We start from the raw sequence: 14,579 nt of genomic DNA on the forward strand, positions 1-14,579 counted from the left end.
GGCCGCGGCTAGTTGTACTGGCCCCTCCCCCGGGCGGCAAGGTCCCGGATCCCCCGCCCAGGGGAGGCGAGCACCTCGCGCGCCGTACGGCCGAGATTCCCTGCCAGCTCGTCGAGCGTCCGCGTGCTGAACGCAGGGCGGTGCGCCCACAGGTCGCCGGAGATATGACCCTCGTGCGAATGACGGAGCTGAAAGCCGAGAGGCACGGCCCCGCTGAATGCCGACGCCATCCTCGGCCGGAGCGCATCGGTCGGTAGCGGCTGGGACAGCATCCTGATCTTGCCGCCGTCGGGTGCCGTGATCGTGAGGGCCCTGCCCGGGGCGTGCGGCATGTAGTTGATCGAGATGTCGAACAACGAGCCGTCCCTCTGCGCCGCCTTGGGCAGCTCCTGACGAAGCACCCCGACCGGGACACGGTGCACGTGCGCCTGCCTGGTCGCCTCGTGGACGCGGCCGGCAAGCTGCCCGAACGACGGGTTGTCCCGCAGATCGACCCGGACGGGCACGTGGTCGCTCACGAGACCGACGGTCTGGGTCAGCCCGGGGGCGTCCCGGTTCGCCGTGACGCAGCCGATCATCACGTCGTCGCCGAGGTAGGGCGTGAGCGACGCCAGGACCAGAGCACGCACGGTGCTGCCGGGCTTGGCGCCGTGCTCCGCGCCGAGCCGGAGGAGCGAGCCGGCCGCTTCCCCTTCCACGAGCGGAAGAGGATGCGCCTGCAGCCACAGCGGGTCGTCCTGTCCTGCGCGTTCCAGGGGTAGGCGTGGCGGATCAGCCGGGAACTGCCTGCCCCAGAACCCGGCGTTCTTCCCGAGCCCGATGGTGCGCTCGTAGGCGGCGTAGTCGCCGGCCTGGACCTTCGGCGCGGGCGGGGGCGGGTACCCGGGGTCGAGCCGGGCACGATAGTGCTGGTGGAAGTCGCGGAAGAGTACCGCGTTGGACCAGCCGTCGAAGACGGCATGGTGCCAGACGGTCAGCAGGACGTGGCGCTCAGGGGCCATCCGGACCACGACCGCCGACCAGAGCGGCGGGGTGAACAGGTCGATCACCTGCTCGCAGCAACGGACCGCGAGCTGTTCGAGCGCGGCGCGCTGCGCCGGTCGCGGCAGTCGCGAGAGGTCCTCGAACCCCCACTCGGGGCGAAACGGCGGGACGACTCGCTGGGCGATCCCGGTCTCGGTGTGCGTGAATGCCGCGCGCATGGTCTCGTGCCGTTCCACCAGCGCCGCCAGCACGGCGGACAGGTCGTCGAGGTCCATGGGTCCCGTGATCTCGATCGCGTGCGGGATGTTGTGGTTCGACTCGCGTCCGCCGACTGCCGCGACCCACTCCTGCTGGAGATAGGTAGCTGGAAGCACTCCGGTCTCGGCGCCGGCGGGGGTCGCGCTCACCGGGCCGACTCCTCCGCCGTGCGGAGGTCGCTGAGGCGATCCCCGGGGCGATCGGCGAACCTGCGCAGCGCTGCGGTGAAGCGGTCGGCGAACCCGGCCGCCTCCGAGTCGCCCAGCATGTTGGCATCCGCCACGAGCACACCTGAGAGCCGTCCGGCCGGATCAGAGCTGACCTGGAAGTCCAGCAGCGAGGCCCCGTCCCACCAGGGGTGGTCGGTGGGCTCCTCATGAGCGAGGTCGAACGGTGAGAACGCGATGCCCGCGCCCGTGACGACCGCGTCCGCCTGGTGCTGTCCGCGGCTGTAGTTCAAGGAGACGTCGAACAAGGGCCCACGGCCGGTGTCGGGCAAGGACGCGCGGAGCACGCCGACCGGCGCCGGGCGCGAGATCGCACGGTCATAGGCGTCGGCCGTGCGGCCGAGAAGTGTCGCGCACGACGGGTCACCGGACAGGTCCACCGTGACCGGCACGTGACCGGCGAGGAACCCGACCGTGGCACGGATGTCTCGCTGCTGGCGGTTCGACCGCATCACGCCGAACGTGATCCGCTCGTTCGTCGCGTGATCGCTCAGGGACGCCGCGAGGGCGGCCAGCAGGACGGCGGTCGTGCTCGCCCGTTCCTCGACCATGAGCGGGTGCAGCGCGCCGAGCGTCGGGCCGCGGTCGAGCGGGAGCGGGTGCGGCGTGGTGCGAGCGAGAGCCCCGACTGCCGACACGTCCTGCGGGAAGGAGAGTCGGGGACGGGCGTCGGCGAGGGCAGCACGCCAGTGCTGTCGTGTCGCGGGGTCGTCGGACAGCTCGGTCTCCCACGCGGCGTAGTCGGCGAGATGGAGCACGGGCGGTGGAAGCGTGGCGCTCGTCCCGTGCTCGTACAGGTGCCGGAACTCGTCGCGGATCACGCCGGCGGACCAGCCGTCCATGATCGCGTGGTGCGCGACCATGACGAACACCCGGTCGTCGTCAGCGAGCGTCACCAGCAGCGCCCGGGCAAGAGGGCTGTCCTCCAGCACGAACGGCCGACGCAGCTCCGCCTGCAGGAGCGCGGCACAGGCCGTCTCCCGCTGGTCCTCGTCGACCTCGGCGACGCTGACCTCGCGCAGGTCCGACGGAGAGTGGTCGCCGACCACCTGATGTGCGGTGCCGCCGGTGTCCTGACGCGTCAGTGTCGTACGCAAGGCCTCGTGCCGGGCGGTCAGCGCGTCCAGCGCAGCGCAGATGCGGTCGGGATCGGTCTGGCCGCGCATCCGGACGGCCGCGCCGATATTGACGCCGGAGGCCCGCCCGCCGGTCGCCTCGTAGAGGGAACGCTGATAGTGCGTCGCAGCGTGCAGTGTGCTCATCCGGTCACCCCGCGGGCAGCGCGTCCGACGGGTCGCAGCCGACTCGTGTCGGTCCGCGGCGCCTCGTCCACCGCGACGGCGTAGGCGCGCAGGGTCGGGTTCGTGTGCAGCACCCGCTCGGGCACGTCACGCCCGAGCTCGTCACCGACGAGCAACGCGACCTCGGCCGCCTCGAGCGACGATCCGCCGAGCGACAGCCACTCGGCGTCCGGGCCGATCGTGGCGGGAGCCACATCGAGGGCCCGCCCCCAGATGGCCGCCACCGCGCGTTCCGTGTCGCTCGCCGGCCCGCCGTGCCCAGCCTCTCGCGCGAGCAGAGCGGAGACGGTCTCGATCAGCTCACGCTTGGCGACCTTGCCCAGCGCGTTCCGGGGAAGCTGCTCGACCCGGACGACCCGCTTGGGCGCGTCGGTCTCCCCCAGTCGCGCAGCGGCGAAGGAGCGAACCTGGTCGGGATCGAGCCCGGCGGAGCCGATGACCGTGGCGACGAGGTACTGCCCGAGCGTCGGGTGCGGCATACCGAACGCTGCCGCCTCTTCCACGTCGGGATGTTCCTCGAGGACGCCCTCCGCGGCGAGGGTGGACACGTTCCGCCCGCCGACGTTCACCGTGTCGGCGCTGCGGTCCTCGAGGTAGAAGTACCCAGCATCGTCCAGACGGCCGACGTCGCCGGTACTCACCCACAGGTCCGACCGGAAGACGCTCGCGCTGGCATCCGGGTCGTTCCAGTAGCGGCGTGGTCGCACGCCGTCGATCCGGAGCTGCACCGATCCCGACGCGCCCGTGGCTACCGGCTCACCGGACTCGTCGACGATGCGTACCTCGCTGCTGCCGTGCGCCCGGCCGAGCGAGAACGGTCGACCCGGGTCGAAGCGCATCCGCAGGCGAGCGGGCCAGCTCTCGGTCGAGGTGTACATGTTGACGATGCTCGCGTTCGGGAAGAGCTCGGCGACCCTGGCCAGCGTCGCGGCCGAGATCGGCGCGCTAGTGGTACGTACCTGCCGCACAGCGCTCAGGTCGAACCGCGCCTCGACCCGCAGGAGCGCGAGCGCGTAGGCGGGGACCAGCACCACGTCGTCCGGCCTGAACTTCTGCACGGCACCCAGCACACGGTCGGCGTCGAACTTCTCGAGCACGATCATGGTGTGCGGCGCCGCGCTCAGCGTCTGCAGCATGAGGCTCTGCCCCGCGTTCGTCGCGGGCGGCAGCGCATGCAGGACGGTACGCACCGGCACCTCCCGCGCGGGCACGTCTGCACCTCGCTGCCGGATCGCGTACGTGAGGTTGTCGTGCGTGGACACGACGCCCTTCGGCCGTCCCGTCGTTCCAGAGGTGAAGAGGATCTCGGCGTCGTCCGCCCCGCTCACCGCCACCCCGGTCGGACCGGACGGCTGGGCGACCTCGATCTGGTCAGTCGTCCGGGACCAGCCCGGGCACAGCCCCACGGGAACGTCGCCGATGACTCCGACCGCCCCGGCCTCCGCGTGGACGCGAGCGATGTGCTCATCGCTGCTGGACGCCAGTACCGGCACGGCGATCGCTCCGGCGGCCTGCACACCGACGTATCCGACGGCGAAGGCGATCCAGTCACCGGAAGCGCGGACGACTACCCGGTCACCGGGCCGCACGCCCCTGCGGATGAGGCCGCGGGCGACCGCCCGCGAGCGCTGGTTCCAAGCCGCAAAGCTGAGCCGGCCCGCACCGACAAGCTCTATCGCGGTCGCGTCGGGCCTCTCCTCCGCCCTGGCCGCGAGCATGCCAATCACAGTGACAATGGGCTGATGATTCACGAGGACCCCTCATTTTTGTCTCGGTGAATGACTTTCATCATGCCTAGAAAAAATGGGGAGGTTCAAGCGCATCGACCATTGTTCACAGACCGGTCACGCGGAGGAAACGGATTCAATCCGTCCACATCCAGATTCAATCCCTCCGCATTGGAATATAACCCCGACCGGGTCACGTTTCACCCATTCACGCGCATTTTCGATCCTTTCACATTCAAGCCACTCGTCCGAATGTGGGCCGTGCGAGGGGTCCCCGGCCCGTCGCCCAGACCTGATCGGTGCCGCCGTCGACGTAGAGGTTGCTGCCAACGACACAGCTGCTCTGTTCCGAGGCGAGGAACGCCACGACCGCGGCGGCCTCCTCGGGCTGCCCGGGCGCGCCCGCCCGGCATGCCTGCCGGGCGGGCGCGCCTTGCCGTACAACCTCTCTATCGGCTCAGGATGCGACGCAACCAGGTGTGGCGTGCCTTGACGGTTGCCCGGGAGATCTGCGCGTCCGGCGCGATGCCGTCGAAGATGTGGAAGCCGCCCGCCCAGACGTGGAGCTCGGTGTCGATGCCGGCCTCCCAGAGGCTGTTGGCGTAGGCGGTGTCCTCGTCGCGGAAGACTTCGGCGGAACCGACATCGATGAAGGTGCTCGGCAGCCCGGTCAGGTCCGTCGCGCGCGCGGCCGCGTCGTCGCTGGTGACCTGCGGGCCGCCGCGGCGGTCACCGAGCAGCGCCGACCAGCCGGTCGTGTTGCTGACGCGGGTCCACGAGCCGGTGTCGGCGTACTGCAGGGTCGACAGGGTTTCGTCGCGGTCGTCGAGCATCGGGCTCATCAGGAGCTGTCCGTGGACGGCGGGGCCGCCTGCGTCCCGGGCGCGAAGTACGGTGCTGGCGGCGATGCCGCCGCCAGCGGACGTGCCGGCCACGATCACGCGGCGGGCATCGATTCCGAGCTCGCTCGCCTGATCCGCGATCCACTGCAGAGCCGCGTACGCATCCTCGACGCCTGCGGGTGCCGGGTGTTCCGGCGCGAGCCGGTACTCGACCGAGACTGCGACGACGCCGTGGGTCTCGACCCAGTCGAGGACCGGTGCGATGCCGGTGAAGCGGTCACCGATGATCATGCCGCCGCCGTGCAGGTAGAGGATGACCGGCGCATCGGGGGTGCGCTCGGTGGGACGGATGACAGCGAGGGTGATTCGTCCGCCGCCTGGTCCCTCAATCTCGATGTCGCGGTGTTCGATGGGCCGGCCGGCGACGAGGTCGGCGATCGGCGGGGTGAACGGCACGGATCGCAGCACGGGGATCATGTCGGCGGTGATGGTCGAGGGGATCGGGCTGGCAGCGAGGATCGGAGCGAGCTCGGGGTCGAACGGCGGGATGGTGGTCATGACGGTCTCCTTGTGAATGTCAGGCGTTGGTGAGGTGCTCGCGGACCGCAGGGGCGGTCTCTTCGCCGAACCTCTTGATCTGGAACGGGTCGTCGCTCATCAGCACGAAGGTGTCGATGCCGTGCTCGATCGCGAGGGCGGTCAGTTGCCGTTCCTCGGCGAGGTCCGCGCCGATGTTGAGCATGCGACGGATCGCACTCGGCTCTCGGCCCGCCTCGGTGGCTGCGTTGTCGATGCGGCGCTGTGCCGCGTCGAGCGCGTCGATGCCGCCGAGGTAGCCGACACTGGGCAGCCATCCGTCGGCCCGGGTCCCCACGAGTCGGAGCGTGCGGGGCCCGTAGGCGCCGAGCCAGAGGGGCACCGGGTGGGCGGGTCGTGGTCCGCGCTTGGCGCCGTCGAGAAGGTAGTGGTCGCCGTGGAAGCGGGCGCCGTCCGGTCGGGTCGTGTCCCACAGCTCGCGGATGACCGTGATGGCCTCGTCGAGCGCGGTCACGGCTTCGCCGTTGGTGCGGCGTGGTCCGCCCATCGCTGCGATGGCGTCCCAGAACGCCCCAGATCCGAGTGCCAGAGCGATACGGCCCTCGGTCAGCAGGTCGAGGGACGCAGTCGCTCGGGCGATCATCGCCGGTGGTCGCAGCGGGAGGTTGGTGACGTTCGCGGACAGCTCGACCGTGCTCGTGCGCGCGGCTACGAAGCTGAGCAGCGTCCACGAGTCCAGGAAGGCGGGTTGGTAGGGGTGGTCCTGGAAGGTCACCAGGTCGAGTCCGACGTCCTCGGCGAGGACTGCGAGGTCTACGACCCGGCGAGGATCGCTGGCGGCCGGGGTGATGAACGATCCGAAGGTGACGGGTCGGTGCAGCATGTGTTGCCTCCTTTCAGTACTCGCGCGGCTTCCCGGTCAGACGGCCAGTGCGGGGTAGTCGGTGTAGCCGCGGTGGTCTCCGCCGTAGAAGGTCGCCGGGTCGGGCGAGTTCAGCGGCGCGGAGGCCTGGATGCGTGCCGGGAGGTCCGGATTCGCGAGTGCGAGCGCTCCGACCGCGACGACGTCGGCCAGCCCGTTGTCGAGGTCGGCGATCCTGGCGTCAAGATCCGCGCCGGCCCGGTTCACGACGAGGCGGTCAGGCCAGATGGCGCGGAGTCGGCGCAGCAGGGGCTCGTCCCCGATGTGGACCAGGTGTAGGTATGCGAGGTCGATCTCGGCGAGGCCGCGAGCCAGATGGTCGTACAAGGCGTGGGTATCGACCTCCTTGATGTCGTTGAGCCGGTTGGCGGGCGAGATGCGGAAGCCGGTGCGGTCGGCGCCGATCTCGTCGGCGACCGCTGCCGCGACCTCAAGGGGGAAGCGCGCCCGGCCGACGATCGAGCCGCCGTAGCGGTCGTCGCGCAGGTTGGCGTTGGCACTGAGGAACTGGTGCAGCAGGTAGCCGTTCGCGCCGTGGATCTCGACGCCGTCGGCGCCCGCTTCGATGGCGAGCGCCGCTGCCCGCCGGAAGTCCTCGAGGGTCTGTTCGAGCCCGGCGTCGTCGAGAGGAACTGGATCGGCCATCGGCTGAGGCCCGTCGGCGGTGAACATCATCGCGTCGGCCGCGACGGTCGACGGCGCGACCGGGCGCCGACCGTGAGGGGTGTTCGACGGGTGCGCGACGCGACCGACGTGCATCAGCTGGATGACGAACGCTGCTCCGCCGGCATGAGCGGCGTCGGCTGCGGAACGCCAGGCTTCTACGTGTGCGGACTCGTAGATGCCCGGGGTGGCAAGGTAGCCCTGGCCGTCGCCCGACGGCTGGGTGCCCTCGGTGATCAGCAGTGAGAAGGTGGAGCGCTGGCCGTAGTACTGCGCCGTGAGGTCGGTGATGGTGCCGTCGCCGGCCGCCCTGCTCCGCGTCATCGGCGCCATGGCGAGTCGGTGGGGGAGGTGGATGCTGCCGAGCTTGGTCGGCGTCCACAGGGCCTGGTCAGTCATGATGTTCCTCGTTGTCCTGGTGATGGTCAGTTCGCGATCCGGATGACGGCCCGGCCGCGCAGCCGGCCCTGCTCGCCGGCCGCGTGGACCTTCTGCAGGTCCGCGAGGTCGTGGCGCTCGCTCACATCGAGGTGCAGCACGCCTTCCTCCAGGAGAGACACCAGGTCCTCGAGCTGATCGGAGTCGCTGCGCACGAACACGTTGCCGGCGCGCACGCCGCGGGCGGTGTCGGGCTCGGCCGGTGACGTCGTGGAGACGAGCACACCGCCGTCGTGGATCCGGTCGCGGAGCGCCGCAAGGTCCGCGGGAGAGTTGCGGACGAGATTGATCACGACGGCGACCCTGTCAGCGAGGGAATCGATGACCGGCGTCCGGGTGTAGTCGACGATCTCGTCGGCGCCGGCTGCGCGGACCGCGTCCAGGCTGCGCGGGCTAGCGGTCGCGATGACATGCGCGCCCAGGTGCTTCGCGAGTGCGATCGCGATGCCACCGACTCCGCCACCGCCGCCGTTGACCAGCACCCGCTGCCCGGGCTGGACCGCGGCGTGCTCCACGATCGCCTGCCACGCGGTGAGCCCGGCGGTGGGCAGAGCTGCCGCGTCGGCCAGGTCGACCGTCTGGGGAGCAGCGGCCAGCAGGGCGGCCGGTGCCACGACGTACTCCGCCGATGCGCCGTCGGCGTTCATCGGCAGGAAGGCGAGAACACGCTGGCCGAGCAGTTCTGACTCGACGCCGTCGCCCACCGCAGTCACGGTGCCGCTGAGGTCGATTCCCGGGATGTGTGGGAGTACGAGCGGGAACTGGTCACGCAGGAAGCCGGACCGGATGGTCGCGTCGACCTGGTTGAACGAGGTGCCTGCGACGCGGACGAGAGCTTCGCCGGGGGCCGGCACCGGGACCGGCACCTCGGTGAGCTCAAGGACGCTCGGGGCGCCGTACTGGGTGAATCGGACTGCCTTCATGGTTCCTCCTCGGTTGGTGTTTCGAATTCGTAACACTGACCAACGAGGAATCTATTCCGAACTCGAAGGACCGCGTCTACGATGGGGCCATGCCGTCACCCGACCTGGCCGAGTTCGGTGCCTACTTCGCCCTGATGGAGGTCGGATCGCTCGTCCAACACGGCGTCGAGTTGCAGTTGCGCGAAGAGGCAGGACTGAGTTTCGTCCAGTTCCAGATCCTCGCGATCCTGGGAGAGTCCGGCGACGGGACGCAGACGATGACGACGCTGGCCGATCGGCTCGTGCACAGCCGCAGCGGCCTCACCTATCAGGCGCAGCAACTGGAGAAGGCAGGTCTGCTCACCCGGGCACCCGCGCCCGAGGACGAGCGGAGCACAGTCCTTGCCCTCAGCGACGCAGGGCGTGAAGTCCTGGCTCGTGTGCTTCCTGGGCATATGGCCGTCGTCCATGACGTCCTCCTTGACCCACTGACGGCTGAGGACCGTGCCGAGCTCACACGGCTCCTGGACCAGGTCCGTCACCACATGCGGGCCCGCCCACCCCGGTCCGCACGCCGCTGATCCGGCTGACTCGTCAGCACGGATCAGCGGCGTGTCGGACCGTCGAGCGAGCTGCGCACTCTGCAGGAGAAGCTCCGGCGCACTCAGGTCGAGATCGGCAATCTCGTGAGCTTCATCGTCAAGGGCATGGCCTCTGATGCGATCGCCACCGCGCTGGCCGCCAAGGAGACCGAGCTCGCACAGATCAAGATGCGCCTCGCAACGATCGTCGCGCCCAGACCCAAGGTCGACGTCGCCGGCATCATCGCCGCGCTCAACGTGATCGGCGGAGCAGTCCAGGCGCTCGCCCACACCACCGACGAGGAGCGGCGCGACCTCTACAACGCCCTTGACCTGCGCATTCATTACAACGCAACAGAAAAGCGGGCCCACTACACAGTGAGCCCGCTCCTATCCACGGCGAGCCGTTCGGATAGTCGTGTCCGGAGGGGGACTTGGCAGGTATCGTCACGCCCATTCATGCTCGGAAGAGTTGCGTGACCTGCAGAGACGCTGTCGCCTCCTGAGCGCCTTCCCTCTCATCGTGACCGCCTCTGACCGATCGAGTAGAGGCCACCGGGGCTCAAGTCCGCGACGCCGCCAACGAACTTGTAGCCCAGGGCTGGCCGAAGGACGTCGTTGCCCGGCTCTAGCCCATTGTTTCCCGTTCCTGACCTGCTGGCCTGGGTACTCGGACTCCGAGCACACCCCAGTCCGGCTGGGTCCCCGGTGTCGCCGGCTCCGTGGACCGCGCCGGTGCGGACGCGCCCCGGCACTGGCCAGGATCACCGGGACGTCGGTCCAGTGCGCGTCGTCGTCCTGGATGTCGGCCAGCTTCACGACATCGAACAGGTCGCGATCCAGCACGTCCGGCACGAGTGGCGCGACGTCGGCCGGTATGACGTAGAGGGCGTCATCAACCGCGTGCTGCCGGACGACCATGTGCTCGCGGCCCGGTCCGTGCTGGACCGTCGCCGTACGACGCCCGTCCGAGGACGTGGACACGACCCACCCGGTCGCCGGTAAGGAGGGTGACGGTCCGGGCCGGTGAGGCGGTCTCGCGGCCCCGGGCGCCGTGGGCCGACGTCGGGTCATCCGCCGACCCATCCCCCGGGCGAGATGCCGCGCTCGCCGCGACGTAACCCTCCCAGGGCAATGGTCGCGCTCAGCACCACGGCGCCCGCCACGGATGCTCTTTACCTGCTGTGCAGGTCTCGTTCCTTGTCTCACTGGGACGTTGCAGGGCTGTGCTGGGATTGAAGTGCGGGTGGGGCGCGAGGTCAGGGCAGCGGGAGACGCTTGCCGAGGAGCAAGATCTCCCCGGCACGTACCTTGGCCTCCGTCTCGTCGACGTTCCACAGGGCGCGCAACGCAGCGAGGTCCTCGGACGTGTGGCCGGAGTCGATGAAGGCCTGGCTCGCCGCGATCTCCTCCGCCGACGGCTGCGGCGTGGTGTGCGTACCCGGCTTGAACGGGAGCCGTTCGCCGTCCAGGACCATCTGGCCGGCGCGGGCCTTCACCTCGATGGTGTCGACTGACCAGAGCTCCGCCAGCTCCATCTGGTCCTCCGCACTGAACCCGGCGCCCCAGAACGCGTCGTGCTGCTCGCGTGTGAAGCCGTCGGGCATCGAGGACCAGTCGACGCCGACCGCGTGCGCGACGCCGTCGACTGCGGCGGCGAAGTCCGTGTACGGGTTGGCCGCGGCAGCGGCGCCCGCACCGACCATGCCCAGGGCCGACGCGACCACGCCGGTGACGGCCATGGTGCCGGCGCGCCGGGCGAACGGGGTGACGACGCCGCTCCGGGCGTCGGCCGCCACGATCCGCTCGGCGATCCGCAGCGCGACGGCCGCGGTGTCGGCGTCGTCGGGCTCGCGGGAACGCAGGGCGGCCGCGACGCGCTCGGTGAGGTCGTCGTGCCAGTCGTCGCCCCCCGGCCGGGGTCCGGGCACCGGCGTACCGGCGGGACGGTCCTGGGTCATCGCGTCTCCATGAAGGTCGGGTCAGTGTGCCGCAGCGTGGCCAGAGCGCGTGCGGCGTGGGAGCGGACGGTGGCCGGCGAGGTGCCGATCACCGTCGCGATCTCGGCGTCGGCCAGGCCCTCGTAGTACCGCAGCACGAGCACGGTGCGCTGCCGTGGGGGCAGCTGCTCGAGGCGACGCCACATGGCGTCCTCCTCCGCGTGGTTCTGCGCGTGGTCGCCCACGGTGCCGGCGTGGTCGACCAGTGCGTCGTCGGCGGTGGGCCGGATCGTGCGCACGTGCCAGCGCCGGCGCCACGACAGGTGCTCGTTGGTGACCATGCGCCGCAGGTACAGGTCGGGCCGCTCGGTCAGGGTGATCCGGTGCCACCGCTGGTGGGCCCGCAGCAGCACCTCCTGGACCAGGTCCGCGGCGGTGTGCTGGTCCCCGACGAGCACCGTCGCGTAGCGGATCAGGCCGGGAAGGTGCGTGCGGACCAGCTCGTCGAGCGTCCCCACCCTGCCCGGGCGCTCGGTCTCCAGTGCGGACGGCGGCGTCTCCGGCGCGGGCGGCACGGCCTCCGCCGCTCGTGTGCCCTCCGGGCCGGTCGCCGACAACCGGACGCTCATCGGCCGATCGCCAGCTCGAGCAGGGCGGCCGCCGGATCGAGGGCCGCCGCTCCGCCGGGCCGGCGGACCGGCGCGTCGTCGAGGCATCTGCGCACCAGGTGCTCCACGAGCGCGGCCCGTTCCACGACGTCGGAGGCCTCCAGCGCCCCGGGCAGGATCCGGACCTCGACCGTGTCCCGGACCGGGTGCGGGGCGACGAGCTGGGTCAGGTTCACATCGGCGTACTTGGTCAGGCCGATCCCGCGTGCGGCCGCGGACAGCTCGCCCCAAGACTGGTCACCCCGCTCCACGAGCCGGAGCAGCTCCGCGGGCAGCGGCGCCAGACGGCGGCACGCCTCGTTGGTGCCAAGCACCTCCCATAGCGGCTCGCGCCAGTACCCGAACAGGCGGACCAGGTTGGCGAACGCCGCGGGGCGCCGGAAGGGTCCACCGTCCAGGTGCAGGTGGACGGCGGCCTCGGCGGGCACGGTGAAGCCGAGGCCCCGCGCGGTGCCCAGCAGCTCGTCGAGCACCTCGCCGTGGTTCTCGGCGATCGGCGGGGTGACGATCTCGCAGGGCCGCTCGCGCCCGGCCGGCAGCGGCATGGCGACGGCGACGGTGGAACCCGCGGCGTCGTTCACCCGCGCCGCTCCGCCCTTCGCCTCCACGCGGGTACCGAACAGCTCGGCGACCGGCACCAGCACGTCGAGCAGGGTGGCGTCCGGATCCGTGGACCGCTCGATCAGACGCAGCAGGCGGGGCTCGTCGCACACCACCCGGTACCACCCGCGGTGCCCCGGCCTGGTCGACGTGCCGGCCAGGTCGGACACGAGGGTGATGTCGTCCACAAGCCGCACGACGTGGGCGCCGGCGCCGTCGACCACGTCGAACGCGGGCGACAGGTGCCGGAACACGCCCACGCCCGGCACCGCCGACGGCTCGCTGTCGGTATGGAAGGACCGGCGCACCCGGCCCCCGCGACGGCTCGCGAGAGCGTCCGCGAGCACCTGCCGGTCTGAACCGGCGGGCGCGAGCAGCTCCACCTCGAAGCCGATACGCAGCGTGAGGGTGTTGATGGTCGCCTCCTGGCGAGTCGTCGGCGGTGCCGGGCCAAGGGTCAGCTACCGGACGTCGTGGCGGCGTCCAGGGGCAGCTCCTCGCCGTCGAGCACCATCTGGCCGGCACGGGCCTTGGTCTCCACGAACTCGGTGTCCCACAGGGCGCTCAGCTCGTCGACATCCTCGGAGGTGTACCCGGCGTCGAGGAACGCGGCGGTCGCCGCCTGCTGGTCCGCGGGCAGCTTCGGGGTCGTGAAGGTGCCGGGCGCGAACGGGAGCTGCTCGCCGTCGAGGATCGCCTGACCGGCGCGCGACTTGGCCTCGGTCTCGTCGAGCGACCAGAGTGCCCGCAGCTCGATCAGGTCCTCGCCGCTGTACTCGGCCGCCCAGAACGCCTCGTACTGCGCCTGGGTGTAGCCCTCGGGCATGTGGGTCCAGTCGACGCCGGCGGCGTGCACTGCGGTGCCGACCGCCTGGCCGAAGGCCGAGGCCGGGTTGGCCGCGGCGACGAAGCCGGCGCTGCCGACGCACAGGGTGGTGGCCGCGACACCGATGGCGGTGAGGCGGAAGGACTTGGAGCGGAGAGTGCTGGGGATGCTGGTCACGTGGATCTCCAGGAGTCGGATGTGCTTGCCCCCTTAAGACGCCGCTCACCGCCGAGATGTGGAGTCCGGACAGCCACCACTTTCGAGATCGCCCCATGTCGCAGCCCCGGAACGACGCAGCTGGGCCTGCACCGTCTTCGTCGACCGCCGGCACGTGCCGGCCAGCCTCAACCTGGCGGCCATCACCACCGCTTGCGAGGTCACCACGATCGATGCTCGTCGGAGTCCCGGCGACGACGCACGTCGAGGCTAATCACGTGGGGGAACTGCACGACGCGGACGCAACATCCGTGATCCGTGTTCGGGTCACTCCTTGTCGCGCGGGAGGTCGGGGGCAACTTCCGGAGCGATGGTGTCCGAGTCGTCCTGCGCCCCGGTGAGCACCCCGGTCACCAGGAGGCTGGCCAGGCGGGCGGCGTCGTAGTGGGTGTCGTTGTCGCCGCCGATGCAGAGGTTGCCGATGCCGCGCATGAGCATGTACCCCGACACTCGCTCAGAGGCCTCTGGTTCGAGCGCGGCGTCGAGCAGGGCGTCGCAGACCGGGACGAGCCGGTCGACGAAGTACTGGTGCAGGGTGTTCACGCCCTCCGTGTCGGACCCGAGAGCGCCGGCGAGCCCGTGCTTGGTCACGAGGAACTGGACGAAGCCGGCCGCCCATCGCTGTAGGGCGGCCCCGGGGTCGCCGGACTCGCGCAGGAGTGCAGGGCCTGCTTCGGCCAGCGCCTCCACCTGGTGCTGGTACACCGCCGCCACCAGTGCGGGACGCGTGGGGAAGTGCCGGTAGATCGTCCCCATGCCCACTCCCGCGCGTTCGGCGATCAGCCGCACCGGCGCGTCCACGCCGTCCGTCACGAAGACGGCTGCGGCCGCCTCCAGCAGGGTCAGTTCGTTGCGCCTGGCATCAACGCGCTTCGCGCGGGGTGTCGAGCCGGCAGGACCGGGAGTCGTCATGAGCACCTTCGTCGGGCTTGCAAAGCGGAGCGCTG

At 70.6% G+C, this 14,579-nt stretch carries 14 protein-coding genes and 1 pseudogene; 2 read left to right on the plus strand and 13 right to left on the minus strand.

Annotated features, from left to right (window positions below; translation table 11 throughout):
• Positions 1 to 8 precede the first annotated feature (8 nt).
• The 8 genes and pseudogenes from ACIPN7_RS23225 to ACIPN7_RS23260 form a co-directional block, all read right to left on the minus strand.
• Entirely contained in the window at positions 9 to 1,391 is a 1,383-nt protein-coding gene (locus tag ACIPN7_RS23225) for a condensation domain-containing protein (protein ID WP_400547901.1), read from the minus strand.
• Complete coding sequence (locus tag ACIPN7_RS23230; RefSeq protein WP_400547904.1) at positions 1,388 to 2,731, minus strand: condensation domain-containing protein; 1,344 nt, start codon at positions 2,729 to 2,731, stop codon at positions 1,388 to 1,390. The genes ACIPN7_RS23225 and ACIPN7_RS23230 overlap by 4 nt, the downstream gene beginning before the upstream one ends.
• Complete coding sequence (locus ACIPN7_RS23235; RefSeq protein WP_400547907.1) at positions 2,728 to 4,488, minus strand: AMP-binding protein; 1,761 nt, start codon at positions 4,486 to 4,488, stop codon at positions 2,728 to 2,730. The genes ACIPN7_RS23230 and ACIPN7_RS23235 overlap by 4 nt, the downstream gene beginning before the upstream one ends.
• 244 nt (positions 4,489 to 4,732) lie before the next feature.
• A pseudogene (locus ACIPN7_RS23240) lies at positions 4,733 to 4,894 on the minus strand (SDR family oxidoreductase); the annotation flags it as partial.
• A 52-nt stretch (positions 4,895 to 4,946) separates the two neighbouring features.
• The gene (locus ACIPN7_RS23245; protein ID WP_400547910.1) at positions 4,947 to 5,897 is read right to left on the minus strand and encodes an alpha/beta hydrolase; all 951 of its coding nucleotides are present in this window, start codon (positions 5,895 to 5,897) and stop codon (positions 4,947 to 4,949) included.
• Positions 5,898 to 5,916: 19 nt separating this feature from the next.
• Positions 5,917 to 6,759: an LLM class flavin-dependent oxidoreductase gene (locus tag ACIPN7_RS23250; protein ID WP_400547913.1), complete on the minus strand. Its 843-nt coding sequence runs from the start codon at positions 6,757 to 6,759 to the stop codon at positions 5,917 to 5,919.
• A gap of 36 nt (positions 6,760 to 6,795) precedes the next feature.
• Positions 6,796 to 7,860, minus strand: a complete 1,065-nt coding sequence (locus ACIPN7_RS23255) for an alkene reductase (RefSeq protein ID WP_400547916.1) — start codon at positions 7,858 to 7,860, stop codon at positions 6,796 to 6,798.
• Between the two features lie 26 nt (positions 7,861 to 7,886).
• Positions 7,887 to 8,822, minus strand: coding sequence for an NADP-dependent oxidoreductase (locus ACIPN7_RS23260; protein WP_400547919.1), 936 nt, complete (start codon positions 8,820 to 8,822; stop codon positions 7,887 to 7,889).
• Between the two features lie 89 nt (positions 8,823 to 8,911).
• Between ACIPN7_RS23260 and ACIPN7_RS23265 the strand changes: the two genes are divergently transcribed.
• Positions 8,912 to 9,382: a MarR family winged helix-turn-helix transcriptional regulator gene (locus ACIPN7_RS23265; RefSeq protein ID WP_400547922.1), complete on the plus strand. Its 471-nt coding sequence runs from the start codon at positions 8,912 to 8,914 to the stop codon at positions 9,380 to 9,382.
• Positions 9,383 to 9,487: 105 nt separating this feature from the next.
• Entirely contained in the window at positions 9,488 to 9,862 is a 375-nt protein-coding gene (locus ACIPN7_RS23270) for a hypothetical protein (protein ID WP_400547925.1), read from the plus strand.
• Positions 9,863 to 10,641: 779 nt separating this feature from the next.
• On the opposite strand, the gene ACIPN7_RS23275 is transcribed toward ACIPN7_RS23270, so the two are convergent.
• The 5 genes from ACIPN7_RS23275 to ACIPN7_RS23295 all read right to left on the minus strand — a co-directional run bounded on the left by ACIPN7_RS23275 (position 10,642) and on the right by ACIPN7_RS23295 (position 14,544).
• A complete protein-coding gene (locus ACIPN7_RS23275; protein WP_400547927.1) occupies positions 10,642 to 11,343 on the minus strand; it encodes a hypothetical protein in 702 nt (233 codons plus the stop codon).
• A complete protein-coding gene (locus ACIPN7_RS23280) occupies positions 11,340 to 11,951 on the minus strand; it encodes an RNA polymerase sigma factor (protein WP_400547930.1) in 612 nt (203 codons plus the stop codon). Before ACIPN7_RS23280 ends, ACIPN7_RS23275 begins: the two co-directional genes overlap by 4 nt.
• On the minus strand, positions 11,948 to 13,051 hold the full coding sequence (locus ACIPN7_RS23285) for an amidoligase family protein (RefSeq protein WP_400548095.1): 1,104 nt from the start codon (positions 13,049 to 13,051) through the stop codon (positions 11,948 to 11,950). The genes ACIPN7_RS23280 and ACIPN7_RS23285 overlap by 4 nt, the downstream gene beginning before the upstream one ends.
• Positions 13,048 to 13,593 carry a hypothetical protein gene (locus tag ACIPN7_RS23290; RefSeq protein WP_400547933.1) on the minus strand — a complete coding sequence of 182 codons (546 nt, stop codon included), beginning with the start codon at positions 13,591 to 13,593 and terminating at the stop codon, positions 13,048 to 13,050. The genes ACIPN7_RS23285 and ACIPN7_RS23290 overlap by 4 nt, the downstream gene beginning before the upstream one ends.
• 306 nt (positions 13,594 to 13,899) lie before the next feature.
• The gene (locus ACIPN7_RS23295; protein WP_400547936.1) at positions 13,900 to 14,544 is read right to left on the minus strand and encodes a TetR/AcrR family transcriptional regulator; all 645 of its coding nucleotides are present in this window, start codon (positions 14,542 to 14,544) and stop codon (positions 13,900 to 13,902) included.
• Positions 14,545 to 14,579 lie beyond the last annotated feature (35 nt).

The sequence above is a fragment of the Promicromonospora sp. NPDC090134 genome, from assembly GCF_044746965.1.
Classification (GTDB): Bacteria; Actinomycetota; Actinomycetes; order Actinomycetales; family Cellulomonadaceae; genus Promicromonospora.